The organism is Streptomyces sp. 2P-4, from assembly GCF_030167965.1.
GTDB lineage: Bacteria > Actinomycetota > Actinomycetes > Streptomycetales > Streptomycetaceae > Streptomyces > Streptomyces globosus_A.
Genome location: NZ_CP095011.1, coordinates 889,419 through 913,518 on the forward strand (window position 1 = coordinate 889,419; position 24,100 = coordinate 913,518).

Sequence of the window (24,100 nt, forward strand, 5' to 3'; positions counted from 1 at the left end):
CCCTTGATCGTCTCGACGTTCACACTGTCCACATCAGCCATGTTCACATCGTAGACTCACGCTTCGAGGCGGGCAACACGGATCAGGTTTTCGGACGGATGTTCGCTCTAACGAGTGAGCACGGCCCGGACCGGCACCGAATCCCACGCCATGAGCGTGTTGTTGAGGCGGCGCCGGGCCGGCCCGGCGAGCTCCATCGACTCCACCCGCTCCAGCAGCGCACCGAGCAGGCACTCCGCCTCCAGCCGCGCGATGTGCTGGCCCACGCACTGGTGGATGCCGAAGCCGAAGCCGACGTGCCCGGAGGGATTGCGGTGCACGTCGAACATGTCCGGATCCGACCACCGCCGCGGATCCCGGTTCGCCGCCCCGAGGAACAGCATCACCTTCGAACCGTCCGGCACCACCGCGTCCCCGACCCGGACGTCCCCGGTCGTGGTGCGGAAGAACGTCTGCACCGGGGAGGCCCAGCGCACCGCCTCGTCGAACGCCACCCGGACCAGGCCCGGATCGGCACGCAGCCTGCGCCACTGCCCGGGGTGCGCGGCGAGCGCGTGCAGGGCCGCGGCGAGCGCGTGCACGGTGGTGTTGACCCCGGCCGCGAACAGCGACCGGACCACGTGCGGCGCCTGACCGTGGGTGATCTCGCCCCGGTCGGCTGCTGCCCAGATCTGCGCCCCGAACCCGTCGTCGGCCAGCGCCTCGCGCACGCTGTGCTCCCCCACCCAGTCCGACAGCGCCCGCGCCCGCGGCGCGCCCGCCGCGACGAGTTCGTTCCGCGGCCCGAAGGCGTTGAGCAGGAAGTCGCTGAACGGCAGCAGGTTCTCCCGGCCCTCGTCGGGGATGCCGAGCGCGTCCGGGAACACCCGCAGCGGGAACGCCTCCGCGAGCGCGCCCACCGCGTCGAACTCGACGACCGAGCCGTCGCCGCCGGACACCACGCGGTCCACCAGCTCCCGCGCCTGCACGGTCCACCCCTCGCGGAGCCGGCGCTGCGCGCGGGGGCCGAGCAGCGCCGAGAGCACCCGGCGCGGCGCGTCGTGGTACGGCGGGTCGGCCTCGACCACCACACTCAGCGGGCGCCGCGGCGCTTCCTTGCGGAAGTTGGCGAGGCCCACCCCGGCCCCGGACTGGAAGCCCTGCCAGTTGCGCAGTGCCGCGTGCACCTCGGCGTGGCGGGCGATCGCGTAGATGCCATGGGCGGGCAGGTAGACGACCGGCCCGGCGTCGCGCAGCCGCGCGTCATGCGGGTGCGGGTCGGCCAGCACGTCGAGGGCGAACGGATCGAGGTCGAGGATCGCGGTCATGGGGCTCGCCCTCCGTGGCGGGTGGATCGGGACTCGGTCGGAGACAGCGGTGCGCGGGTGCGGAGGTAAGCGGCGGTCAGAGGTTCAGCACGAGGCGGTCGCCGCAGGACCGGGACACGCACGGGTACATGCAGTCCCCCGCCGCCCGCTCCTCGTCGCTGAGCAGGCTGTCCCGGTGGTCGACCACGCCGTCGAGCACCGTGGTCGCGCAGGTGCCGCAGATTCCCTCGCCGCACGAGGAGAGCAGCTCCACCCCGGCCGCACGCACGGCGTCGAGGACGGTCGTGTCCGGAGTGACCGTCACCCGTCCGCCCGTACGGGCCAGCACCACGTCGAACGGCGTGTCCCGGACCGGCGCGCCCGGACCGGCCGCCGTGAACCGCTCGGTGTACAGGGTGCGGGCGGGCCAGTGGGCACAGGCCGCCGCGACGGCGTCGAGCAGCCCGGACGGGCCGCAGCAGTACACCCGCGTCCCGGCGCGCACCTCCCGCAGCAGGCCGGCCGGGTCGGGGCGGCCCGCCTCGTCCTCCGGGACGAGGCGGACCCGGTCGCCGTACCGGGCGAGTTCGCCGAGGAAGGCCATCGACGCGCGGCGCCGGCCGCCGTAGACGAGCGTCCAGTCCGCGCCGACCAGTTCGGCCTGGTGGATCATCGGCAGCAGCGGGGTGATGCCGATCCCGCCCGCGAGGAACAGGTAGCGGTCGGCGGGCACCAGGGGGAAGTGGTTGCGCGGGCCGCCGACGCCGACGCTGTCGCCGGGCCGCAACCGCTCGTGGATGTACGCCGAGCCGCCGCGGCCCGCCGGCTCGCGCAGGACGGCGACGCGGTAGCGGTGGGCGTCCCAGCGGTCGCCGCACAGCGAGTACTGGCGGGTGAGGCCGCCCGGCAGGACGAGGTCGACATGGGCGCCGGGCGTCCAGTCGGGCAGCCGGGCGCCGTCGCCGTGTGCCAGTTCCAGCACGACGACGCCGTCGGCCGCCGCCTGCTTGGCGGTCACCCTCAGCGTCAGCACCTGGGACGGTGAGCCGGCACTCACGGAGGGCCTCCCTGCGACGACGACGGGTGCACGGGCCCCACGGTTCCACACCCCGCCAGGCGTGTCTTCTCCCGGAGTGCTCAGGGCGTCGTGCGCCTTCTCCTGCTCCACAAACCGCAGGTCTCGGCTATGTTCACCTTGTATACTCCGGCGCGGAGGGAGCGCTACACGATGGCCAAGGGCAGACCCGTCGAGACTCGCCCGTACCACCACGGCGACCTGCGGGCCGCGCTGGTGGACGCGGGCCTGAAACTCGCACGCGAAGGCGGGTCCGCGGCACTCGGGCTGCGGAGCGTCACCCGCGCCGTGGGCGTCACGCCCAACGCCGCCTACCGGCATTTCGCCGATCACCAGGCACTGGTGCTCGCCGTCGCGGCCGAGGCGCAGGACAAGCTCGCCCGGGCGATGCTCGACCGGATGGAGGCGCTGCGCGCCACGGCCGGCCCGGACCCGGTGGCGCAGTCGGTGCGGAACCTGCACGGCGTCGGGCTCGGCTACATCGAGTTCGCGCTCTCGGAGCCCGGCTGGTTCGAGATCGCGATCCTCACCCCCGACGACTCCCGGGCCGGAGCCCCGCCGGCCACGCTGGCGGACCGGGTGGCTCCGCCGTACCGGCTGCTCGTCGACGCGCTCGACACGATGGTCGAGGCCGGCGCGATGACGCCGGAGCGTCGGGTGAACGCGGAATGGGTCTGCTGGTCGTCGGTGCACGGCTTCGCCGACCTGGCCGCCCGGGGCCCACTGGCCTGGCAGGACCGCGCCACCATCGACCGACTCGCCGCGCACGTGGTGGACACCACGGTCCGGGTGCTCATGGGCTGACGGGCTCGTGGGCCGGCGGGCCCAGGGGCTCGGCCATGCCGGCGGTGCCGCCCGTGATGCGCGTGTCGTGGTAGGGGGTACGGGCGCTGTACGCGGCTCCGCCGACACGCAGGGCACGGGCCAGCAGCCGGGCGTTGCCCTCGTGCATGCGCCGGAGCGCGGCCGGGTCGTCGGGGGGCGCGGTGCGCTGGAGGCCGAACAGGACCGAGGTGGTCCCGCGGGCCTTCGGCAGTCGCGGGGCGCGCAGCCGCCGGTTGGGGACGGGGTAGATGAGGACGCTGCCGCTCTCTCCGATGTCCTCCGGGCCGAGCCCGGCAAGCGTGTCGGCGATGATGCCGGCAGCATGCCTGCCGGGCAGCAGCACGTTGCACCGGGGGTGCGGGTGGTTCTGCCAGGATCCGGCGGCCCGCAACTGCCGTTCGAACGGGGCCAGACGGCCGAGGTAGTCGGCGTACGGGAGGACGTCGGTCTCCGGGGCCGGGCCGTCCGACGGCCGGATCCCGGGCTGCGGCGGCGGGGCCTGTGGCGGGGTGAACACCGCCACGGCCTCCAGGACGAACTGCCAGCCCCGCCCCGGCACGTGGACGGCCGAGCCGAGGATGTGGTCGAAGCGCCCCCCGGCGGCCAGGCGCACCTGGGCGGCGAGCAGGGTGCCGGGGTCCGGGCAGCCGATCCGGTGCCGGATGGCCGTGCGGCCGGCCGGGTGCAGGCCGAGTGCGGCGCGGGTGATGATGCCGTACTGGCCCTGGGTGCCCCGCACCGCGTCGAACAGGTCGCGGTCCCGGTTCGGGGAGCAGGTGCGCAGTTCGCCGCCGGGGGTGACCACGTCGAGTTCGTGGACCTGGTCGGACACGCTGCCGTGTCGGTGGCTCGATCCGCCGAAGCCGCCGGCCGCCAGCGTTCCGCCGACCGTCAGCCCGAGGTGGTCGGGCAGCACGGGCGGGACGAGGCCCCGGGGCAGGGTCGCCTCGGCGACCGCCTGCCACGTGGCCCCGGCGTCGACGCTGATCAGGTTCCGGTCATCCGGTGCGCGGACGCGCGCGACCGACGTCAGGTCGACGACGATGCCGCCGGGGGCCTGGGCCTGGCCGTCGACCGCGTGGCCGGCGCCGCGGGGCACCACGGGGAGGCCGTTCGCGCGGCCGTACCGGACGATCGCCGCGACGTCTCCGGCGTCGGCGGGGAAGAGCACGGCAAGCGGGCGCAGGTGCACCAGGTTGCCGAAGTCACTTGCTGCGGCCGCGAGATCGCTCTCCCGTGTGCTGAGCACTCCGCGCAGCTCCGGCGGCGGGACGGCGGCGCCCGGCGGCAGTGCGGTCACAGCGTGAACCCGTACGCCCCCACCAGGGTGGCGCCGCCGGCCACCGGCGGCCCGGCCGCCCGGTCGCCGAAGCCCTTCTGGAACTCCTGGAAGGCCGGGGAGGCGGCCAGGCCCTCGGAGCCTTCCTCGGTGATGGCGATGTGGACGAACGTGACACCGTCGGCCAGCCGGAAGGACGCGTAGCTCAGGCCCTCGGGGGCTCGTTGCGCCAGGTCCTGGAAGACCTTCTCGATGACGGCCTGGTTCTCGTCCGCGGTCTCCGGACGCATCTCGTACCGGACGACGAAGGCGTTGCCCATGCTTGCTCCACGGTGTGCGGTCGGCGCGGTGGGGTGATCGGGTCCTCCCCCCCATCCTGCCGGGCAGGACGGGCGGCGGGCCATATTCCAGACTGCCCTTCCGGCCCTGGATCGGTGCGGGGCACGGGCTGCTTCTTCGGATGTGCGCTGTTCCCGCCGAACCCTCCGGCGACGCGGTCCCGCCCTTAGCGTGTCAACGCTGCCGACGCCTCGCTGAAGGGACGCTCCCATGGCTCAGCTCGCGCATCCTCCGACCCCGCGGCCAACTGCCTCGCACCGTTCGCCGTCGTTCTTCTTCAACGGCCATGCGCCGCGCCGCCGTGCGCTGGTGCTTGGGCTCGGCGCCCTGTTCGGGTTCGCGCTCACCGTGGTGTGGTCGGCGGAGTTCGTCGACAAGACCATCGCGGGGACGGTGGCCGACACCCTGCTCGGCCACCCGGCCAAGGAAGCGCCGATCTCCGGCGCCCTGGCGGGTGTCGCCTTCGCCCTGGCGACCGGCATCGGCGGTACCTTCACCGCCTGCAACGTCGCCGTGTTCAGCGCGATGGCCCCGCTGGCCGGACAGAAGACGACCCGCCGCGGGCGGATCGCCGGGCTGCTGAAGCCGCTGGGCTACCTCGCGCTCGGCGCGGTCGCGGTGTCCGCGGCGTACGGTGCGGTCGCCGCGCTCGTCGGCAGCGGGATGCCGCAGTCCGCCACGGCGTCGTCGGGCGCCGGGTTCTCTCCGCGGCTGATCCAGGCGATGGTCGTCTACGGGCTGCTGGGGCTGGCGATGACCTACCTGGGGCTGGCGGCGGCGGGCCTGGTCCGTGACCCGCTGGCCCGGCTGACCCGTCGCTTCCCGAACGCGCCGATGGTCGTGATGGGCGCGTTCATCGGCGCGTTCCTGATCGGGCGCCCGTTCGGCCTGTTCCGCCAGCTGTTCCGGGACACGGCGCAGAGCCAGAACCCGCTGTACGGCGCGGTGGCGTTCAGCTTCCAGACGCTCGGCAACATCGTGGTCGTCGCGGTGCTGTTCGTGGTGGTGTCGCTGGTGTTCGGCGACCGGTTGAACCGGTGGTTCACGGCGCGGCCCAGCCGGATGTCCGCCGCGATGGCGGCGTCGTTCATCGCGGCCGGCGTCTTCATGCTGCTCTACTGGGACGTGCGGATCCTGGCCCGCCGCGACCTGATCTGGTACCCGATGGCTCCCTGGGCCGGCTGACGCCGGCGGCGCCGCGCGTCGGAGGAGTCCGTGCGCGCGGCCGCCGCGGACGACCGCATGGGGACGGGGAGACGCGGCCCACACGCGGACCCCTTGAACCCGGAGCCGACTCCGGGTTCCAGCCTCGCCGCATGTCCCCCACCGCGCACGTCGCATCCCGACGCGTACGCCGTCGCGGGCCTGAAGACCGCCGCGGGCCATGACCGCCGTGGGCTTCCTCGGCCTGGCACTTCCCCCGGGCAGCCGGGCGTACCGCGCCATGGCGGCTGCGGCCGGAGCGTTCGTCCTCGTCGACGCGGCGGGCGTGGCAGCGCCCTTACTCGGCCCCGCGGAGGCGCTGCCGACCGTGGTCCTCACCGTCCTGCTGATCGCCACGTTCCGCCGGCGACTGCGCCGGGCCCGCACGCCCGTCCCCGTCCGGGGGGCCACGGCCTGAAGCAGGGCGGGCGAGGGTGGCGGGGTGGGCGGCCGGCGGTAGCATCCCGGCCGTGACCGCTCGCGTACACGTCCTTTCGGTTCCAGGTGGGCAGCCTGGCTCTCCCCGGGTGCTGTTGGTCGATCCGGCAGGTGTGCGGATACCGGCGCCGGAGCTGGCCGAGGTGTGGCCCTTCGATCCCGACGGTGAAGGCGGGGCCGTGGCCGCGGCGCGCTCGGCCGAGGGGGGTTGGGGGTATCTGGACCATACGGGCCGGTGGCGGGTGCCCCCTGTGCTGCAGGAGGCGAAGCGGCTGGCGTGGCCCGGGGGCCTGGCACGGTTCCGCCGGGGAGACGCCTGGGGATACGTGAACGCGCGCGGGGACGTAGTGGTCGAGCCCCGCTACCGGGAGGCCTCGGCGTTCTCCCACGGGCTTGCGGCGGTCCGTGCCGGCCGCAAGTTCCACTACGTCGACACCGCCGGTGACATCGCGATCGCGGGCCCTTTCAAGCCCGCCGGTCCGTTCTCGGCCGTTGGGCTCGCCGCCGTGCGCACCGGGGCGGACCGGCCGGCGGGCTACATCGACAGGGAAGGGCGGATGGCCGTGGAGCCCCGTTTCGACGAGGCGCTGGCGTTCGGCGCGCAGGGTGCCGCCCCGGTGCGGGTCGGTGACCGCTGGGGCCTGGTCGACACGGTCGGCGGCTGGATCGTCGAACCCCGTTACGCCCGGATCGACGAGTTCGGCGAAGACGGGCGGGCCTACCGGGTGGAGGCCGGGCGGCCGTCGGACGGGTACGGCTACCTGGACGCGGCCGGGCGGACGGCGGTGCGGGGCGGGCCGGGGCTGTCCCCGGTCATGGCCTGCGGCCTGGTGCGTGACGACGACGCCGGCCTCCGCTTCCTCGACCGGGCCGGGCGGCCGGCCTTCGACGGCCGCTTCGAGTGGGCGGACGACTTCGACCCGCTGTCGGGAGCGTGCGTCGCGCGGCGCGGGGGGCGCTGGGGCGTGCTGGACGCCGTCGGCGGGTTCCGGGCCGTGCCGTTCCGCGAGCCTGTGACGGTCTCGGGAGACGTGGTCGGGTTCGGGCCGGGGCAGGGCGTGGCGCCGTTCCTGGACCGGGACGGCACGGTGGTGTTCGTGAACCGGGCGGCCGAGGTGGTGGCCCGGCTGGGGGCGGGCAGTCCCCTGCCCGCGGTGCTCAGCCGGGGGCCTGCCGAGCACTTCCTGGTGCCGGAGGCGCGGGACGGCGGTGTGGTGGGGCTGGCCACCGGTCTTCTGGCCGCCGAGCCCGTCGGGTTCTTTCCCTACTCGCTCGTGTTCGGCGGCAGGCGCAGCGTCACCGCGGTACCGGGGGCCGGAGGAGAGGGAGGCGCCCGACTGCACACCGGTTCCCTGCTGGTCCTCGCCGAAAGCCATGTGAGCGAGGAGCTGTGGGGCGCCTACGGGTTCCTGGCCGACCAGGAGGGCGAGGCGTTCGCGGCCTACTTCACCGATCTCGCAGGGCAGTTGGCCGGACACTTCGGCGAGCCCGAGCACGACACCGTGCGGCTGCGGATCGGTGACGGCAACACGGCCCGGGTGTGGCACGTGAACGGACGGCGGCTGGTGCTGGAGGTGTACAGCCAGTGCGGGGACGGGGACTTCGAGCACCAGCTCCGGCTGGCCGCACTCGCTTGAGGGGCCGGTGCCCGGGCGGCCGCCCGGGCACCCGGAGGCAGCTCAGTGGTTGATGTGCCGGAGCGTGAACTCGGGCTCTGCGTACGGGCCGGCCTGGGGCCCTTCCGGGTCGAGGGGCAGGTCGGCCCCGGGGATCCGCGCCGCGTGGGTCTCGGCGTCGTCGAGCGGCGTGTACCCGAGCGTCGAGGGGTCGGGAAGCTCCCAGAACCGGCGGCTGTTGGCGGACACCGCGTACACGGTGGCGAACCTGATGTGGGACGGGGCCGTGAGGGCGGCCCGGGCGAAGCCGATGGCATCCCGGTGGCTGAGCCAGGTCGCCAGGTGCCGGCGTTCGGTCGGCGCCTCCTCGAAGCTCCCGATGCGCAGGCAGACGACCGAGAGCCCGAACTTGTCGGCGTAGAGCCGCCCCAGGGCCTCGACGGCCGCCTTGCTCACCCCGTACAGGCCGTCGGGTCGGACCGGATCCGCTGCACCGGTCAGCCGTGACACGGGGTGGAACCCGGTGACGCGGTTGCTCCCCGCCAGCACGACCCGCGCGATCCCCAGCCGGCGCGCGGCCTCGAGGACGTGGTGGGTGCCGAGCACGTTCGCCTCCAGGAGGTCCGCGAGCGGCGCCTCGTCCGGCAGGCCTCCCAGGTGGAGCACCGAGCCGGCCCCGGACAGGGCCTCCTCCACTGCCACCGGGTCGCGGAGGTCGACGATGCGGGCCTCCTCGTTCGCGGCGGCGTCCCGGATCGGGACGCGGTCGAGCAGGATCAGCCGCTCGGACTCCTCGCGCAGGGCGGCACGCAGCACCGACCCGATAGTGCCCGCTGCGCCGGTGACGGCGACAGTTCCCAGACCCATGACGGCTTCCTCACCCGCTGACGACTGCACGTGGCTGTCCGATCCCGCGTTCTCACGGGAGTTCGATTCTGCCACTCCGTCACCACTGCCCGGGCCGGGGGACAGCCCCGGGCAGCCGCCTGAGGCCGACGCCTCCGCCCGTGCCGCCGTTGCGGAGACGCCGCCGCGGCCCCAGGGTGAAGGAGGAAGGCGCGGTGGCCGCGTGCGGCCACCGCGTACCGGGGAGGTGAACCGGCATGCCGGACCCGCGAGGCCTCGGACCGGGCGAGGCGGACAAGGAACGCAGTACGGCAGTGCTGGACGTGCGGGGCATGATCCGTGCCACCCAGCAGAACACCGTCGCCGCCGTGCTGGGCCGCCGGCCGGGGGTCCTGGACGTGGAGGTCAACCCGGTGGCGCAGTCGGCCACCGTCGTCTTCGACCCCCGCCGGACCTCGCTGGCCGAACTGCGCGGATGGGTGACCGAGTGCGGCTACCACTGTGCCGGCCAGTCGGTGCCGGCCCACATCTGCGACCCGATGGCCGAACCCGACCCGCCCGGTGCGGTGGAAGCGGCCCGAGCCGTCCACCCGGCGCACGCGGAGCACGGACCGGCGGGCGGGCCGCCCCCCGGCGAGGCGACGGCCCACGAGGGGCACGGCGGCCATGCCGGGATGTCGATGGCGGCGATGGCGGCCGACATGCGCAACCGCTTCCTCGTCGCGGTGCTCTTCTCCGTTCCGATCGTGGTCTGGTCCCCGATCGGCGAGGAGGTCTTCGGATGGCACGCCCCCGTCCCGTTCGGCCTCCGCCAGGACGTGTGGGCGCTGCTGCTGAGCCTGCCGGTGATCTTCTATTCGTGCTCGGTCTTCTTCACGGGCGCCGTCCGGGCGCTGCGCGCCCGCACCCTGGACATGATGGTGCTCGTGGCGGTCGCCGTCGGAGCCGGCTGGCTGTACTCGCTGGTCGTCACGCTCACCGGCGGCGGGGAGGTCTTCTACGAGGCCGCCACCGTCCTGGCCTCCTTCGTCCTGCTCGGCCACTGGTTCGAGATGCGCGCCCGCGGCGGCGCCAACGACGCCATCCGCACCCTGCTGGACCTGGCCCCGCCCAAGGCCGTCGTCCTGCGGGACGGCGAACCGGTCGAGGTCGCCACCGCAGAGGTGGCGGTCGGTGACCTGCTGCTCGTCCGTCCCGGTACGAAGATCGCGGCGGACGGGGTCGTGGAGGACGGCGAGAGCGAGGTCGACGAGTCGACCGTGACCGGGGAGAGCCTGCCGGTGCACAAGGCGCCGGGCTCCGCCGTGGTCGGCGCCACCCTCAACGCGAACGGCACTCTGCGCGTACGGGCGGCCAGGGTGGGCGCGGACACGGCCCTGGCCCAGATCGTCCGGCTGGTGCAGGAGGCCCAGAACTCCAAGGCACCGGGCCAGCGGCTGGCCGACCGGGCCGCGTTCTGGCTGGTCTTCGTCGCCCTCGCGGGCGGAGCGCTCACCCTCGCCGTCTGGCTGGCGGCGTCCGACCGGCCCTTCGGCGAGGCCATGCTGTTCGCCATCACGGTGGTCGTCATCACCTGCCCCGACGCGCTGGGCCTCGCGACCCCCACCGCGATCATGGTCGGCACCGGGCTGGGCGCCCAGCGCGGGGTGCTGTTCAAGAACGCGATGGCCCTGGAGGCGTCGGCGGGGATCCAGACCGTCGTGATGGACAAGACCGGCACCCTCACCCGCGGAGAGCCCGAGGTCACGGAGGTCGTCGCGGCGCCCGGGCAGGATGCGGACGAGGTCCTGCGGCTGGTCGCCGCGGTCGAGCGCGAGTCCGAGCACCCGCTGGCCGAGGCGGTCGTACGCCACGCCGACTCGCGCGGCGCCCCGCCCTCGCAGGCCCGCCACTTCGAGAACGTGCCCGGTCACGGGGCGACCGCCGTGGTGGACGGCCACCGCATCGCCGTGGGCAACCGCCGGCTGGCCGAACGCGAGGGCGTCGACCTCGGTCCGCTGGCCGCCCGGCGGGACGACCTGACCGCCACCGGCCGTACCGTCGTCATCGCCGCTGTCGACGGGCGGGCCGCTGCCCTGATCGGTATCGCCGACGCACCGCGGGAGACCTCCCGCGCCGCCGTGCGCGAGCTGCACGCCCTGGGCGTCGAGGTCGTCATGCTCACCGGCGACAACCGGGCCACCGCGGAGAGGATCGCCGGGCAGCTGGGCATCGACACCGTGATCGCCGAGGTCCTCCCCGGAGACAAGGCCGCCACCGTCGCCGAGCTCCAGCGCGGGGGCCGCAAGGTCGCCATGGTCGGAGACGGCGTCAACGACGCCCCCGCCCTCGCCCAGGCCGACCTCGGCATCGCCATCGGCGCCGGCACCGACGTCGCCATCGACACCGCCGACCTCGTCCTGATGCGATCCGACCCCCTGGACGTCCCCACCGCCCTGCGCATCGGCCGCGGCACCCTGCGCAAGATGCGCCAGAACCTCGGCTGGGCCATCGGCTACAACGCCATCGCCCTGCCCATCGCCGCCGGCGTCTTCGAACCCGCCACCGGCCTGATCCTCCGCCCCGAGATCGCCGCCCTGTCCATGTCCGGATCCAGCATCATCGTCGCCGTCAACGCCCTCGCCCTCAAGCGCCTCCGCCTGCCCGGTCCCGCCCCCGCGGACCCGGCGGCCCCGGACGCCGGCCGGGGCGGATAGCCGGATCCGGGGCGTACGGCGCCCCGGTCGGGAGCGGCATACGCTGGGTGATGTGACCGGTCACGAGCCCCGGACGCAGCCGCGGTCTCCACAGGCGCCGCGGACCGTCCTGCTGCTCGTTCTCGGTCTCCTCGTCGGGCTGCTCGGCATGCACGCCCTGGACACGGCCACTTCCCTGCCGCGGCAGGACGTGGCCGAGCACATGCCGGTCCACCACGCCGCCGCCGCACAGGACGCCCCGCGACACCAGTGCCCGGACGGCGAGGACGAGGTGCCGGCCCGGCACACCGGCCACGCGGACCGGATGTGCGCGTCCGCGGCACTGCCCGAATCCCCCGGCATCCTCGCGCCGGACACCGCGCCGCTGCCCGGCAGGCCCGGCGGCCTCGTGCACCCGTCGGCCGTACTGCCGAGCGTCCTGGCGTACGAGCCGTCCGGTGGGCGGGCACCGCCCCTGCTCGCCGAACTCCAGATCCTGCGGACATGAGGGTCCGTGCCGCGGTCTGCGCCTGAGGGCACGGGCCGCGGACGGCACAGTCCCCCATCCGCATCCGATCAGTGGAGTCCAGAGCCATGAACACGAACCGATCCCTGCCGCGCCGCGCGGCCCTGGCGGCCACGGCGGTCGCATCCGCCCTGGCCCTCGCCGGGTGCGGCAGCAATGACAGCACGAGCACGACCGGCACTCGCCCCCTGACCACAGCCACCCCGGCGTCGGTGCAGGACAACCGGCACAACCAGGCGGACGTCACGTTCGCGCAGGAAATGATCCCCCACCACCGCCAGGCCGTCCTGATGTCCGACATGGTCGCCGCCCACGGCGCGTCCGCCGACGTCAAGGCACTCGCGGAGAGGATCAAGAAGGCGCAGGTCCCGGAGATCGAGACCATGACCGGCTGGCTCAGGGCATGGGGCGAGAAGGTCCCCACCGGCACAGGCATGGGCATGGACGGCATGGGCCACCACGACCGCGACCGCGACGGCTCCGGCATGCCCGGGATGATGGATTCCCAGGGTATGAGCCGGCTGGGCGGCGCCCGGGGCAACGCCTTCGACACCATGTTCCTGACCATGATGATCGAGCACCACGAAGGCGCGATCGACATGGCCGAGACCGAGAAGCAGCAGGGCGCCTACGGCCCGGCCAAGGACCTGGCCGACGCCATCATCACCTCCCAGACCGCCGAGATCGCCCAGATGCGGCAGATGCTCAACGCCGGACGGCCGTAGCAGGCCGGGCACGCGGCCCCCACCCCTCGGCAGGGCGGGGGCACTGCGGGGTCCGGGGCCGTCGGGTCCTTCGCCGGGCTCAGCCGGCCCGGCCGGTCCGCCATGTCGCCGCGCCGAGGACCAGGGCACCCGCCACCGCCAGTACGCCGCCCGCCGCCGTGCACGCCAGCGTCGTGTCCGGTGAGGCTCCGGCCAGCCGGGGCACGGCGTTGACCGGCGCGGTCGCGTAGATCAGCAGCAGGGCGGCGCCCCGTGCGCGCAGCGGTGCCAGGCGGGCGCGCAGACGGCGCGGAACCCGGCCGGCGACCATCGCCAGACCGGCGGGGAGCAGGGTCAGGGAGAACAAGACCAGGGCGGCCCACTGCCACTTCATGGGGCGGTCCTTCTGCAGGTGCGCGATACGCGGGTGGATGGTCGGCCTCGGCGAGGGCCGCAGGCGGGCGTGACGAGCCCCGCGTCCGGGAGCGACAGCCCTGTTGGCCAGGAGCCGAGCGCCGTCACGCCGGCTGCACGTTACAGGCGTCTGCCGGTCCGCGGCCAGGGCCCCGTCGGCAGCACGAGGCCCGGGGTTCTGCCGACAGGGCCTCGTCAACACGCCGTAAGGGGCGTGTAAAGTCCCCTGTGGCGTGCCGGGAAGTCTGGTCGGCGTTCAGGGGACAACTCTCTTCGCAGATCGGGGCTTTTTGCCATGGTGCTCGTCGCCGTCTTCGGTGTCGCACTGCTCATCGCGGTGCTGCTGTCCGGGCTCGCCGCCCGGACGGTGCTGTCCACGTCGCTGCTGTTCCTGCTCGGCGGAGCGCTGGTCAGTGACGGCTTCCTCGGCCTGATCCACATCACCGCCGAGAGTGAGATCGTCGGCGTGACCGCCGATCTCGCGCTGTTCGCGGTGCTGTTCACCGACGGCATGCACGTCTCGTTCCCCAAGCTCCGGGAGAACTGGAAGAACCCCGCCCGTGCACTGGGGCTGGGGATGCCGCTCGCCATGGTCGGCATGGCGCTGGTCACCCACTACCTGGTGGGCCTGGACTGGACGACGTCCTTCCTCGTGGGCGCCGTACTGGCACCGACCGACCCCGTCTTCGCGTCCGCCATCGTCGGACGCAAGGAAGTACCGCCGAAGCTGCGGCAGTTGCTGAACGTGGAGAGCGGAATCAACGACGGCCTCGCCCTGCCCGTGGTGCTGCTCCTCATCGCGGCCGCCGGGCCCACGTCGGGACAGGCGGAGGCCTCGCTGGGCATGATCGGTCTGGAGCTGGCGCTGGGCCTGGTCTTCGGCATCGTGCTGCCGCTGGCGGTCACCGCCCTGGTCCGCTTCCGGCTGCTGACAGCGGAGCCGAAACTCCAGCCGCTGCTGCCGCTGGCCACCGGGATCATCCTGTACGGCCTGTGCCACCTCACCCACGCCAACCCCTACCTGGCCGCCTTCGCCGCCGGCGCGGTCTTCACCGCCGTCTCGCCGGAGGCGAAGGCCGCCTTCGAGCCGCTGGGCGAGGCGCTCGCGGAGCTGGCCAAGTTCGCGGGCCTGCTGGTGTTCGGCGCACTGCTCACCCCGCAGCTGTTCGGCGACCTCTCACTGGGCGGGTACGTCACGGTGGTGCTGGCGATCGTCCTCATCCGCCCCGCCTCGCTGCTGCTGTCCCTGATAGGCACCGGATTCGAGCGCCGCCAGAAGCTGGTGGCAGCCTGGTTCGGGCCCAAGGGATTCGCCTCGGTCGTCTACGGACTGCTGGTCCTCCAGGCCGGCATTCCCCAAGGCGAGCAGGCGTACACGCTGATCGCCGTGTGCATCGCCTTCTCGATCATCGCCCACAGCAGCACCGACGTGCCCATCGCCCGCCTCTTCCACGTCGACGAGGACACCGCGCCCGCGACGCAGCGGCCGACGCCGGTGGAGCATGCACGGTGAGGGGAACCGGCGGCAGGCGCGGGGTGACCGCCGTATCGCGCAGGGCTTGGGCCCGCCGGATGCGGCTCGCCCAACGAGAGCGCGCGCATGCCCTCGCCGCCGCCACGGATCAGCCGATGGAGCCGCTGGTCTGGAGGGCCGGCAGCACAGCGCGGATCGCTGCGGCCCTGTGGTGTGCGGTGTTCGTCGTGTCGACCGTCCCGCCTGCGGGCGGAAGCCTGGCCGACCCGAGCGCCGGCGGGCTCGTCGCGGCGGCATGGACCTCGCTGGTGGCGGGCTGGGTCGCCTGCCGGCTGGCCCTGTGGCGGATCACCGCAGACGGTGACGGCATCCGGTTCAACCGGATGTGGTCCACGGCCGTCATGCCCTGGTCGGCCATCAGCCATGCCGAGGCCCGCCGGGACGGCTTCCTGGAGTTCGTCGGGCCCGCGGGCGAGCCCATGGGCGGGCTGTTCCGGCCGCCGTGGCTGAGCAGGCTGCTCGGCCGCCCGGACGACGCCGGCGAGGCTGCCGACACCCTGACCGCCCTGGCCCTCCACCCCTGGCTGCGCCCGTCCGTCCGGGTCGGCCGCACTCTGACGGACACGCCGTACGCCCGGTGGGCAGTCCCGCTGGGGATCCTGCTCTGCATCGCCCGGGATCTCGTCCACCGCTGACAGGTGCCCGTGTCCGGGGTTCGGCGCCGGCACCCACGAGCCCGGGGAAAGGCCGGTGGCCGGCACCCTCTCGGGGCCGGCCACGGCTGGATTCCCGGAGGGGATCAGGCGCTCGGTGCGGCGGCCTCGCCGACGAGCTCCTCCAGTACGTCCTCCATGGTGACGAAGCCGATGACGCCGCCGCCGGTGCCGGTCACCGCGGCGAGGTGGGTGCCTGCCGTGCGCATGGCGGTCATGGTGTCGTCCAGGGGCGTGTCCTCGGCGATCCTGGTGACCGTGTGGAGTGCCCTGCGGGGGAACGGCGCGGTGCGGTCGGTGGCGGCGAGGGCGTCCTTGATGTGGAGGAAGCCCAGGATCTCGCCGTTCGCCCCGGTGACGACCAGGCGGGAGAAGCCGTGCTGTGCAGCGGTTCGCTCCAGCCCCCGCGGGGTGATGCCCTCGCCGACGCTGACGAACTGCTCGCACGGGATCATGATCTCGCCGACCGCACGGGTGCCGAGCTGGAGGGCGTCCTGGAGGCGGTCGCTGTCCTCGTGGTCGATCAGGCCTGCGTCGCGGGAGTCCTTGACCAGCCGGGCGAGCTCGTCGTCGGTGAAGACGGAGGCGACCTCGTCCTTGGGCTCCACCTTCAGCAGGCGCAGCAGGGTGTTGGCGAAGGCGTTGATGCCGAAGACCAGTGGACGCAGGGCGCGGGTGAGGGCGACCAGCGGCGGGCCGAGGAACAGGGCGGTGGGCGCCGGGGCGGCGAGCGCGATGTTCTTGGGGACCATCTCGCCGACCAGCATGTGCAGGTAGGTCGCCAGCGTGAGCGCGATGACGAAGGCGATGGGGTGGATCAGCGCCTCGGGTACGCCGACGGCCTCGAAGGGGGGCTCCAGCAGGTGGGCGATGGCAGGCTCGGCGACGGCGCCGAGCACCAGGGAGGAGACGGTGATGCCGAGCTGGGCGGTCGCCATCATCGCGGACAGGTGCTCCAGGCCCCACAGGGTCGCCTTGGCGCGGCGGTTGCCCTTGAGTGCGGCAGGTTCCACCTGACTGCGGCGCACCGAGATCAGGGCGAACTCGGCGCCGACGAAGAAGGCGTTGGTGACCAGGGTCAGCGCGCCGATCAGCAGCTGGATCGTGGTCATCGTCCCTCCTCCTCGGTCTTGTCGTCCGCAGCCGGCGCTGTGAGGTTCACGCGGTCGGCCCGGTGGTGGTCTATGTCGAGCACGGTCAGCTCCCAGCCGGCGACGGTGACGGTGTCACCGGCCACCGGGATGCGTTCCAGGACGGTGGCGATCAGGCCCGCGAGGGTTTCGTACGGGCCGTCGGGCGCCTCGAGGCCGATCTTCTCGAGCTGGTCCAGGCGGACGGATCCGTCGGCCTCCCAGGCGCGGCGGCCGTCCTCCTCGGGTGCTTCGATGAGGTCGGGGACCTCCACGGGGTCGTGTTCGTCGCGGACTTCGCCGACGACTTCCTCGACGATGTCCTCCACGGTGGCCACGCCGGCGGTGCCGCCGTACTCGTCGATGACCACGGCCATGGTGCGGGCCGTGCGCAGCCGGCCGAGCAGGGTGTCCACGGGAAGGGAGTGGGGCACGAGCAGGGGCTCGGTCATCAGGTCGGTGACCGCGGTCAGGGCGCGCTTGTCCTCCTCCAGTGCCAGGACGTCGCGCACGTGGAGGGTGCCGATCACCTCGTCCAGGCTGTCGCGGTAGACGGGGAAGCGCGAGATGCCGGTGGCCAGTGTCAGGTTCGCCGCGTCCAGGGCGGTGGCGTGTGCCTCGAGGGCCTTCACGTCCACGCGCGGGGTCATGACGTTCTCCGCGGACAGCTCGCCCAGGTGCAGGGTGCGGACGAACAGCTCGGCCGAATCCGGCTCGATGGCGCCCTCGCGGGCCGAGTGCCGGGCCAGTGCGACGAGCTCCTCGGGGGTGCGGGCGGAGGCCAGTTCCTCCGCGGGCTCCAGCCCGAAGCGGCGCACGAGGCGGTTGGCGGTGTTGTTCAGGTGCCGGATGAGCGGCGCGAACGCCGCGGTGAAGGCGCGCTGCGGGCCCGCCACGACCTTGGCGACGGCCAGGGGGCGGGAGATCGCCCAGTTCTTGGGGACGAGCTCGCCGACCACCATCAGCACGATCGTGGACAGCGCCACCCCGAGAAGGGTCGCGGTGGTCGACACCGCGCCGGAGGGCAGGCCCATCGCCTCCAGAGGGCCACGCAGCAGGGCCGAGACCGAGGGCTCGGCGAGCATGCCGATGACCAGCGACGTCACGGTGATGCCCAGCTGGGCACCCGAGAGCTGGAACGTCAGGCGTTTCGCCGCCTTGAGGGCACTCGCCGCGCCCCGCTCACCGGCAGCGGCCGCACGCTCCAGCTCGCTGCGCTCGACGGTGGTCAGGGAGAATTCGGCGGCGACGAACACCGCGCACGCCAGGGTGAGGGCGAGCGCGAGGAGCAGCAGCAGGATCTCGGTCACCGTGCCACCCCCGCTCCCGACTCAAAGGTTCTCGGGCAGGGCGTGGCACGGCAGGGACTGGGAGGTTCACCCATTGCGGGTCTGCTGCTCCGTTTCTTTATCGGCGGGCCTCGGGGCCCGGACGCGCATGTGGTTACACACAGTATCCGCCCCCGATGGTAAAGGGCAAGTAAATCCGCTGCTGGCCGCTTCGCCCGGTCGACCGCCACGGCGTGCAGGGGAGTCTTTTTGCGCCGATCCGGTGACGGCGCCTTGCGGCGGACAGGCTACCCCTATGCTTCTACATGTGTGTAGATTCTGCTGGTGGTGATCTTCGCGCACCTTCCGTTCGGCGTGCCCGCGCGCCGCCAACGGCGGTCGCAGGGACACCTTTTGGCGGATCTCTGTGTTGACTGCACGTTTCTTCAGGGAGGGACCTTTCATGGCTTCGATCGATCTCGACAAGGTGCTGGACAAGGCATGGGCGGACAAGAGCGTGGCGGAGGTCCTCGCAGCGCCGGTGGACGCGCTCAAGGGCGTCAGTGAGCGGCAGGGGGAGCTGCTGAAGGAAGCGTTCGGGATCAAGACGGTCGCCGACCTGGCCGATCTGAAGTTCGCCCGCTGGGCCCAGGCGCTGGCCGCGCTGGACGCCGCGAAGTAGTACGAAGCAGTACCCCGCGCCGCCGGCGCACCCCTCTTCGCCCCGGCGGCAGGCCGCCGGGGCGCCTGCCTTGGTGAACCATGACTGAAGGAGTGAACGCCACGATGGTGTTCAAGCGACTGCTCGGCTCGATGGGGGTCGGCGGCCCGGCCGTGGACACGGTCCTCGCCCCTGCCGGCGCCGTCCCCGGCGGCACCCTGTCCGGCGAGGTCCGCCTGACCGGCGGGCGCGCGGACTTCGACATCGACCACATCACGCTCGAACTCGTGGCCCGTGTCGAGGCCGAGACCGACCACGGCGAGCACGACGGCGCGGTCGTCTTCGAGCGCTTCACCGTCGGGGGCGGCTTCCGCCTTGCCGAGGGCGAGCACCGCAGCGTCCCGTTCGCGGTCGCCCTGCCGTGGGAGACCCCGGTCACCGAGCTGTACGGGCAGCCGCTGGGCATCGTCCTGGGGGTGCGCACCGAACTCGGCGTGAGAGGTGCCAAGGACAAGGGCGACCTCGACGCCCTCACAGTCCGGCCCCTGCCGGTCCAGGAAGCGGTTCTGGAGGCGTTCGGCCAACTCGGCTTCGGCTTCAAGTCCGCCGACCTCGAGTACGGGCGCATCACCGGCACCGGCCAGCAGCTGCCCTTCTACCAGGAGATCGAGCTCACCCCGTCCTCCCGGTACGCCCACCAGGCGAGCGAGATCGAGATCACCTTCCTCGCGAACCCGGCGGGCATGGAGATCGTCGTCGAGGCGGACAAGCGCGGCGGCCTCTTCTCCGGCGGCCACGACGCCCTCGCCCGGTACACCGTCAGCCACGACCAGGCGGCGCACACCGACTGGAACGCCGAGGTCGACTCCTGGATCAGCCGTCTCCTCGCCTCTCACAGCGGCCACGCGGCGCACGGCTCCCACGGCCACGACCCGTACGGCCACGGGCACGCGGTCGGTCACGGCCACAAGGACGACCACGGCGGCCACCGCACCGGCCCCGGCATGGGCACCGTCGTCGCCGCCGGTGCGGCCGGCCTCGCCGTCGGCGTCGTCGGCGGCATGGTCGCCGCCGAAGCCGTCGACGAGATCGGGGACTTCTTCGAAGGGGACGAGGACGAGGACGAAGAGGCTTAGGTGTTATGTCTCGGGAGGTCGTGGCCGGGTGAACCGGGTCTCGGCTGAGGGATCTTGAACGAGTGAGGGCCTTCCGGTCCGGTGTGGACTGCGACGTCCACACCTGGCCGAAAGGCCCTCGTGCCCCACCGTAATGCACCCCTGCCCGAGACCGGACGGCTGCGGCCGGCCCGCTGCGTGGTTGGCGAACACCACGAGCTGCGGCGGCGTTTCAAGGCGAAGGGCACCAACACCTACGTCCTCGTCGACCGGTGGGGTGCAACCGTCCTGCACGCCCACAACCCCGGTGTGAGAACCCTGCAGCGCGAAATCGACGCCCTCGCCCCCATGGCACGGCCCCTCCGGGCTGCCGGCATCGAGGAGTCCGCATCGATCTGCGGCCGGCTACGCGTCGAGCGCGGCGTGCAGGATGAAGAACAGCGTCACCGCCGAGTTGGCCGACGACAGAGCCGACACCGTCACTCCCGCGGCAGCCGTCCACATGGCCAGGCCCAGCGTCGTGAACACCGAGAACCAGTTCCTCGCAACGGGCGCGGGGCCCAGCAGCGCCGCCACCCGGCGCGGCACCGGCCCGGCGGCGAAGTGCGCCAGCGACGCCACGGGCGCCCCTCTGGACACGAGAGCCGACTTGCCCACCGCCAGTGCGACCGTGCGGCGACTGCCGGTCCGGGCCGCCGCCTCCTCGTCCGCCCACCGCTCCGCCGTGAAGGCCACCGCCGTCCGCAGCGGGCGCAGGAACGGGTTGGCACGCGCCGCCAGCTGCACCCCCAGCAGGAACCGGTGGTGGCGGTGCGCCAGATGGGCGCGCTCGTGGGCGAACAGCGCCCGCCGCTCGCCCGGAGTGAGCCCGGCCAGCATGCCGGAGCTGACCACGACCTGCCCGCCACCCCGCCAGGCGGGCAGCGCGTACGCGTACGCAGCCTGATCGGGCAGCACCGCCACCGATCTGCCGGCCAGCCCCGCCACAGCGCGCGCAGCCTGCCTGCGCACCCGCACATGCCGCCACCCGGCCGCCAGGCAGGACACCGTGACGGCGAGCAGCGCCGGGATCGCCACCCGCCCGGCGACCTCGTCGTAGGGGACCGCCTTGCGGACCTCCGGATCCGACCAGCCGTCCGGCAGGGGATTGCCCGGCAGCTGTGCGGTTCCGACAACCATCAGCAGCGCCAGGCACAGCGTGCTGCACACCGCGAGCAGCACCGCCGTCCACGTCAGCAGCCGCGTGGCCGTGCGCGGATGGAGCCGGAACTCGGCCAGCCGGGCAATCGGCCAGGCAGTCAACGGCAGTACGAGCGGCAGGAAGACGAAAACCCCCATGCCGTCAGTCTTCACCCGTTTCCGACGCCTGCGCCAGCAGATCCCGCAGCAGCTGCTCGTCCCCGGGGGACAGCGCCGTCACGAAGCTCGCCAGCACGGCCTGCCGGTCCGCCCCTGCGTCCAGCACCTTGCGCATCCGCAGCGCGGCCAGTCCCGCCTCGTCGGCGACGGCCGTCCACTCGAAGGAGCGGCCTGCCCGCTCCCGGGCGACGGCGCCCTTGGCGTGGAGGCGCGTCAGGATCGTCATCACCGTCGTGTAGGCGATACCGCCGCCGATGCGCTCCTGCACCCAGCCGGCCGTGACCGGGCCCGACCCCTCCCCCACGGCGGCCAGCACCTGGGCCTCCAGCTCGCCCTGGCCCCGACGGCGGGACGCCTGCCCGGCACCGCTGTTCGCGTCGTCTCTCACCGTCGTCAACCTCCCGTACACGCCGGCCTCATCCTACTGACCCACCCGCCCCCTGCAGTCTGCGGATGCGCGGGGCGTACGCCGAGTCCGGCCGGCGCTCCGGGCGAGGCGGAGGGCGGGCAGCACGGCGTGTGGCCGCGACCGGACCCCCGTCCCGGTCGCGGCCCCGTGCCGCTTTGCCTGCCGCTCGCCTCAGCAGCCGCCGGATGGGGCGGGGGCGGCCCCGATGGTGAGGGTGGCCGGGGCCGCGCAGCACCCGCCGCCGGTCTCCTCCGCGGCTGCGGGCTCGTCGAAGAGTCCCGCGCCGCCGCACACCCCGGTCTCCGGGAGGGTGAGTTCGACGCGCTCGGCGGCTTCCCGGTCGCCGGCGAGGTGGGCGGCGATGGAGCGGACCTGCTCGTAGCCGGTCAGGGCGAGGAAGGTGGGGGCGCGGCCGTAGGACTTCATGCCGACGAGGTAGACGTCCTTCTCCGGGTGGGACAGCTCGTTCACTCCGTGTGGGTAGACCGTGCCGCAGGAGTGCTGGTTGGGGTCGATCAGCGGCGCGAGGGCGAGCGGGGCCTGGAGGCGGTCGTCCAGGCCGAGGCGGAGTTCGTCCAGGAACGCCAGGTCAGGGCGGAAGCCGGTCAGGACGATGGCCTCGTCGACCGGGTCCAGGCGGCGGCCGTCCTCGCCGACGAGGACCAGGCGGCCGTCCTCGGCCCGCTCGAAGGCGTCGGTGCGGAAGCCGGTCGCCGCCTCGGCGTACCCGTTGTCGACGGCGGCCTTGGCGGCGAGGCCGAGGGCGCCGCGGGCGGGCAGCTGGTCGGCTTCGCCGCCGCCGAAGGTGGAGCCGGAGATGCCGCGGCGCAGGACCCAGAGCGCCTTGGTCCCGGCGCCGTCGTCGGCCTCGGCGAGGTCGGCGAGGTAGGCGAGGGCGGTGAAGGCGGAGGCGCCGGAGCCGATGACGGCGGTGCGCTTGCCCGCGTAGCGGGCGCGGACGGCCGGGTCCCTGAGGTCGGGGACGCGGTAGGCGATCCGGTCGGCGGCGGCCTTCTCCCCCAGCGCGGGCAGTCCGCTGCCGCCTGCCGGGCCAGGGGTGGACCAGGTGCCGGAGGCGTCGATCACGGCGCGGGCGAACACGCGCTCCTCGCGTCCGTCGGCGTGCTCAACGTGGACGACGAAGGGCTGGGCCTCGCGGTCGGCGTCGACGACGCGGTCGCGGCCGCTGCGGGAGACGCCGGTGACGCGGGTCCCGAAGCGGACGCGGTCGCCGAGGGCGTCGGCGAGGGGCTGGAGGTAGAGCTCGGCCCAGTCCCCGCCCGTGGGGTAGGAGGCCGCATCCGGCTTGACCCAGCCGGTGGGGGCGAGGAGCTTCTCGGCGGCCGGGTCCACGACCTCGCCCCACCGCGAGAACAGGCGTACGTGGGCCCAGTCGCGGGTGGCGGCGCCTGCGTGCGGGCCCGCCTCCAGGACGAGGAAGTCCAGGCCGCGGTCTTCGAGGTGGGCGGCGGCGGCCAGGCCGGCGGGTCCGGCCCCGATCACGACGACGGGTAGGCCGGTGGGGGTGGCAGGCGCGTTCACGATTCGACTCCCAGGTTGTTTCGATACCTGTCGATGGGTTGTGCGATCAGCATGGCATCTGTTTCGATGTGCGTCAACATAGACATTCATCGAATTCATGGGGGTCGTCGTGGAACACGTGGAAGCCGTCGTCATCGGGGGCGGCCAGTCCGGTCTCGCCGCAGCACACGCGCTGGCCGGGCAGGGCGTGGCGCCGGTCGTCCTGGAGGCGTCGGACCGGGCGGCCGGGTCGTGGCCCCGGTACTACGACAGCCTGACCCTGTTCTCCCCGGCCCGGTTCAGCTCGCTGCCGGGCCTGGCGTTCGGCGGCGACCCGGACCGGTACCCGCACCGGGACGAGGTCGCCGCCTACCTCGACCGCTACGCCGCACACCTGGACGCCGACATCCGCACCCGCCGGCGGGTCACCGGCGTCACCGCCGCTTCCGACGGCTTCCGCGTCGAGCTGGAGGGCGGCGCGCGCATCTCGGCAGGCGCGGTGGTCGCCGCGTCCGGGAGCTTCGGCCGCCCGCACCGTCCCGGGCTGCCCGGCCTCGCGTCGTTCACCGGGCAGGTGCTGCACGTCGCCGACTACCGCGGCCCCGCCCCGTTCGCCGGCCGGCGCGTCGTGGTGGTCGGGGCCGGCAACTCCGCGGTCCAGGTCGCCGCCGAACTCGCGGAAACGAGCCGTACGACGCTGGCCACGCGGGCGCCGGTGCGGTTCGCCCGCAGGCGCCTGCTCGGCCGGGACCTGCACTTCTGGCTCACCCTCAGCGGCATCGACACCGCCCCGCTGGGCCGCGTACTGCGCACACCTCCCGCCCAGCCCGTTTTCGACCCCGGCCGCTACCGGGCCGCCCTCGCCGCCGGACTGCCGGACCGGCGCCCGATGTTCACCGACCTGGACGGCGACAGGGTCACCTGGGCTGACGGCAGCACGGAGGCGGTGGACTCGATCATCCTGGCCACCGGCTACCGCCCCGACCTGCCCTACCTGACCGGCCTCCGCGGAGCCCTCGACGCCTCCGGCCGGCCCCGTCACCGCGCGGGCGCCTCCCTCAGCCATCCCGGGCTGGCATATGTGGGGCTGGAGTGGCAGCGCAGCCTCTCCTCGAACTCGCTGCGCGGATGCGGCCGCGATGCAGAGCGGGCCGCCCGCCGCCTGGCCGCCCGCCTCAGGCGCGGGAGGACACCCCTCCCCCACTAGTTCGATATGTGTCAACA

Annotated in this window: 23 protein-coding genes and 2 pseudogenes; 14 read left to right on the forward strand and 11 right to left on the reverse strand. The window is 73.5% G+C overall.

Annotated features, from left to right (window positions below; all coding sequences use genetic code 11):
- Nucleotides 1–107: 107 nt before the first annotated feature.
- On the reverse strand, nucleotides 108–1,307 hold the full coding sequence (locus tag MUK52_RS03580; RefSeq protein WP_114055250.1) for a cytochrome P450: 1,200 nt from the start codon (nucleotides 1,305–1,307) through the stop codon (nucleotides 108–110).
- A 76-nt stretch (nucleotides 1,308–1,383) separates the two neighbouring features.
- A complete protein-coding gene (locus MUK52_RS03585; RefSeq protein ID WP_246042496.1) occupies nucleotides 1,384–2,343 on the reverse strand; it encodes a PDR/VanB family oxidoreductase in 960 nt (319 codons plus the stop codon).
- 171 nt (nucleotides 2,344–2,514) lie between these two features.
- On the opposite strand from MUK52_RS03585, the gene MUK52_RS03590 reads away from it, so the two are divergent.
- Nucleotides 2,515–3,165 carry a TetR/AcrR family transcriptional regulator gene (locus MUK52_RS03590; protein ID WP_174250381.1) on the forward strand — a complete coding sequence of 217 codons (651 nt, stop codon included), beginning with the start codon at nucleotides 2,515–2,517 and terminating at the stop codon, nucleotides 3,163–3,165.
- On the opposite strand, the gene MUK52_RS03595 is transcribed toward MUK52_RS03590, so the two are convergent.
- Nucleotides 3,155–4,486, reverse strand: coding sequence for an FAD-binding protein (locus MUK52_RS03595; RefSeq protein ID WP_284574588.1), 1,332 nt, complete (start codon nucleotides 4,484–4,486; stop codon nucleotides 3,155–3,157). The genes MUK52_RS03590 and MUK52_RS03595 overlap by 11 nt on opposite strands.
- Complete coding sequence (locus MUK52_RS03600; RefSeq protein ID WP_114055247.1) at nucleotides 4,483–4,785, reverse strand: hypothetical protein; 303 nt, start codon at nucleotides 4,783–4,785, stop codon at nucleotides 4,483–4,485. Before MUK52_RS03600 ends, MUK52_RS03595 begins: the two co-directional genes overlap by 4 nt.
- Before the next feature lie 328 nt (nucleotides 4,786–5,113).
- Between MUK52_RS03600 and MUK52_RS03605 the strand changes: the two genes are divergently transcribed.
- From MUK52_RS03605 to MUK52_RS03615, 4 genes and pseudogenes are all read left to right on the forward strand, one after another.
- A complete protein-coding gene (locus MUK52_RS03605) occupies nucleotides 5,114–5,989 on the forward strand; it encodes a hypothetical protein (protein WP_284574590.1) in 876 nt (291 codons plus the stop codon).
- Between the two features lie 199 nt (nucleotides 5,990–6,188).
- The gene (locus tag MUK52_RS03610) at nucleotides 6,189–6,425 is read left to right on the forward strand and encodes a hypothetical protein (RefSeq protein ID WP_284574593.1); all 237 of its coding nucleotides are present in this window, start codon (nucleotides 6,189–6,191) and stop codon (nucleotides 6,423–6,425) included.
- Between the two features lie 199 nt (nucleotides 6,426–6,624).
- Nucleotides 6,625–6,744, forward strand: a pseudogene (locus MUK52_RS33135) (WG repeat-containing protein); the annotation flags it as partial.
- 27 nt (nucleotides 6,745–6,771) lie between these two features.
- Nucleotides 6,772–8,082, forward strand: coding sequence for a WG repeat-containing protein (locus MUK52_RS03615; RefSeq protein WP_284574594.1), 1,311 nt, complete (start codon nucleotides 6,772–6,774; stop codon nucleotides 8,080–8,082).
- Between the two features lie 42 nt (nucleotides 8,083–8,124).
- Here MUK52_RS03615 and MUK52_RS03620 read toward each other — a convergent pair whose 3' ends face one another.
- Nucleotides 8,125–8,928: an NAD-dependent epimerase/dehydratase family protein gene (locus tag MUK52_RS03620; RefSeq protein ID WP_114055243.1), complete on the reverse strand. Its 804-nt coding sequence runs from the start codon at nucleotides 8,926–8,928 to the stop codon at nucleotides 8,125–8,127.
- Between the two features lie 236 nt (nucleotides 8,929–9,164).
- Here MUK52_RS03620 and MUK52_RS03625 point away from each other — a divergent pair, with 236 nt between their 5' ends.
- The 3 genes from MUK52_RS03625 (at nucleotide 9,165) to MUK52_RS03635 (ending at nucleotide 12,833) form a co-directional block, all read left to right on the forward strand.
- Nucleotides 9,165–11,603 (forward strand): heavy metal translocating P-type ATPase, encoded by a 2,439-nt coding sequence (locus tag MUK52_RS03625; RefSeq protein WP_284574595.1) that lies wholly within the window; start codon nucleotides 9,165–9,167, stop codon nucleotides 11,601–11,603.
- Nucleotides 11,604–11,655: 52 nt separating this feature from the next.
- Nucleotides 11,656–12,090 carry a DUF6153 family protein gene (locus MUK52_RS03630; RefSeq protein WP_284574597.1) on the forward strand — a complete coding sequence of 145 codons (435 nt, stop codon included), beginning with the start codon at nucleotides 11,656–11,658 and terminating at the stop codon, nucleotides 12,088–12,090.
- A gap of 86 nt (nucleotides 12,091–12,176) precedes the next feature.
- Nucleotides 12,177–12,833, forward strand: coding sequence for a DUF305 domain-containing protein (locus tag MUK52_RS03635; protein ID WP_284574599.1), 657 nt, complete (start codon nucleotides 12,177–12,179; stop codon nucleotides 12,831–12,833).
- A 79-nt stretch (nucleotides 12,834–12,912) separates the two neighbouring features.
- Here the strand turns inward: MUK52_RS03635 and MUK52_RS03640 are convergent, their stop codons facing one another.
- The gene (locus MUK52_RS03640) at nucleotides 12,913–13,206 is read right to left on the reverse strand and encodes a hypothetical protein (RefSeq protein WP_114055240.1); all 294 of its coding nucleotides are present in this window, start codon (nucleotides 13,204–13,206) and stop codon (nucleotides 12,913–12,915) included.
- Nucleotides 13,207–13,521: 315 nt separating this feature from the next.
- Here MUK52_RS03640 and MUK52_RS03645 point away from each other — a divergent pair, with 315 nt between their 5' ends.
- Together MUK52_RS03645 and MUK52_RS03650 are read left to right on the forward strand one after the other, a co-directional pair.
- On the forward strand, nucleotides 13,522–14,739 hold the full coding sequence (locus MUK52_RS03645; protein ID WP_284574601.1) for a cation:proton antiporter: 1,218 nt from the start codon (nucleotides 13,522–13,524) through the stop codon (nucleotides 14,737–14,739).
- 116 nt (nucleotides 14,740–14,855) lie between these two features.
- Nucleotides 14,856–15,395, forward strand: coding sequence for a hypothetical protein (locus MUK52_RS03650; RefSeq protein ID WP_284574602.1), 540 nt, complete (start codon nucleotides 14,856–14,858; stop codon nucleotides 15,393–15,395).
- A 104-nt stretch (nucleotides 15,396–15,499) separates the two neighbouring features.
- On the opposite strand, the gene MUK52_RS03655 is transcribed toward MUK52_RS03650, so the two are convergent.
- Both MUK52_RS03655 and MUK52_RS03660 read right to left on the reverse strand, forming a co-directional pair.
- Complete coding sequence (locus MUK52_RS03655; protein ID WP_114055237.1) at nucleotides 15,500–16,525, reverse strand: hemolysin family protein; 1,026 nt, start codon at nucleotides 16,523–16,525, stop codon at nucleotides 15,500–15,502.
- A complete protein-coding gene (locus tag MUK52_RS03660; RefSeq protein ID WP_114055236.1) occupies nucleotides 16,522–17,853 on the reverse strand; it encodes a hemolysin family protein in 1,332 nt (443 codons plus the stop codon). The genes MUK52_RS03655 and MUK52_RS03660 overlap by 4 nt, the downstream gene beginning before the upstream one ends.
- A 421-nt stretch (nucleotides 17,854–18,274) precedes the next feature.
- Between MUK52_RS03660 and MUK52_RS03665 the strand changes: the two genes are divergently transcribed.
- From MUK52_RS03665 to MUK52_RS33275, 3 genes and pseudogenes are all read left to right on the forward strand, one after another.
- Nucleotides 18,275–18,493, forward strand: a complete 219-nt coding sequence (locus tag MUK52_RS03665; protein ID WP_046776758.1) for a hypothetical protein — start codon at nucleotides 18,275–18,277, stop codon at nucleotides 18,491–18,493.
- A 104-nt stretch (nucleotides 18,494–18,597) separates the two neighbouring features.
- Nucleotides 18,598–19,608, forward strand: a complete 1,011-nt coding sequence (locus tag MUK52_RS03670) for a sporulation protein (protein WP_114055235.1) — start codon at nucleotides 18,598–18,600, stop codon at nucleotides 19,606–19,608.
- A gap of 120 nt (nucleotides 19,609–19,728) precedes the next feature.
- Nucleotides 19,729–19,863, forward strand: a pseudogene (locus tag MUK52_RS33275) (IS481 family transposase); the annotation flags it as partial.
- 129 nt (nucleotides 19,864–19,992) lie between these two features.
- Here MUK52_RS33275 and MUK52_RS03675 read toward each other — a convergent pair.
- The 3 genes from MUK52_RS03675 to MUK52_RS03685 form a co-directional block, all read right to left on the reverse strand.
- On the reverse strand, nucleotides 19,993–20,925 hold the full coding sequence (locus tag MUK52_RS03675) for a M56 family metallopeptidase (RefSeq protein WP_284574606.1): 933 nt from the start codon (nucleotides 20,923–20,925) through the stop codon (nucleotides 19,993–19,995).
- Between the two features lie 4 nt (nucleotides 20,926–20,929).
- Complete coding sequence (locus tag MUK52_RS03680) at nucleotides 20,930–21,334, reverse strand: BlaI/MecI/CopY family transcriptional regulator (RefSeq protein WP_114058614.1); 405 nt, start codon at nucleotides 21,332–21,334, stop codon at nucleotides 20,930–20,932.
- A gap of 192 nt (nucleotides 21,335–21,526) precedes the next feature.
- Complete coding sequence (locus MUK52_RS03685) at nucleotides 21,527–22,897, reverse strand: FAD-dependent oxidoreductase (protein ID WP_284574607.1); 1,371 nt, start codon at nucleotides 22,895–22,897, stop codon at nucleotides 21,527–21,529.
- Nucleotides 22,898–23,006: 109 nt separating this feature from the next.
- On the opposite strand from MUK52_RS03685, the gene MUK52_RS03690 reads away from it, so the two are divergent.
- Entirely contained in the window at nucleotides 23,007–24,083 is a 1,077-nt protein-coding gene (locus MUK52_RS03690) for a flavin-containing monooxygenase (RefSeq protein ID WP_284574608.1), read from the forward strand.
- Nucleotides 24,084–24,100: the final 17 nt, after the last annotated feature.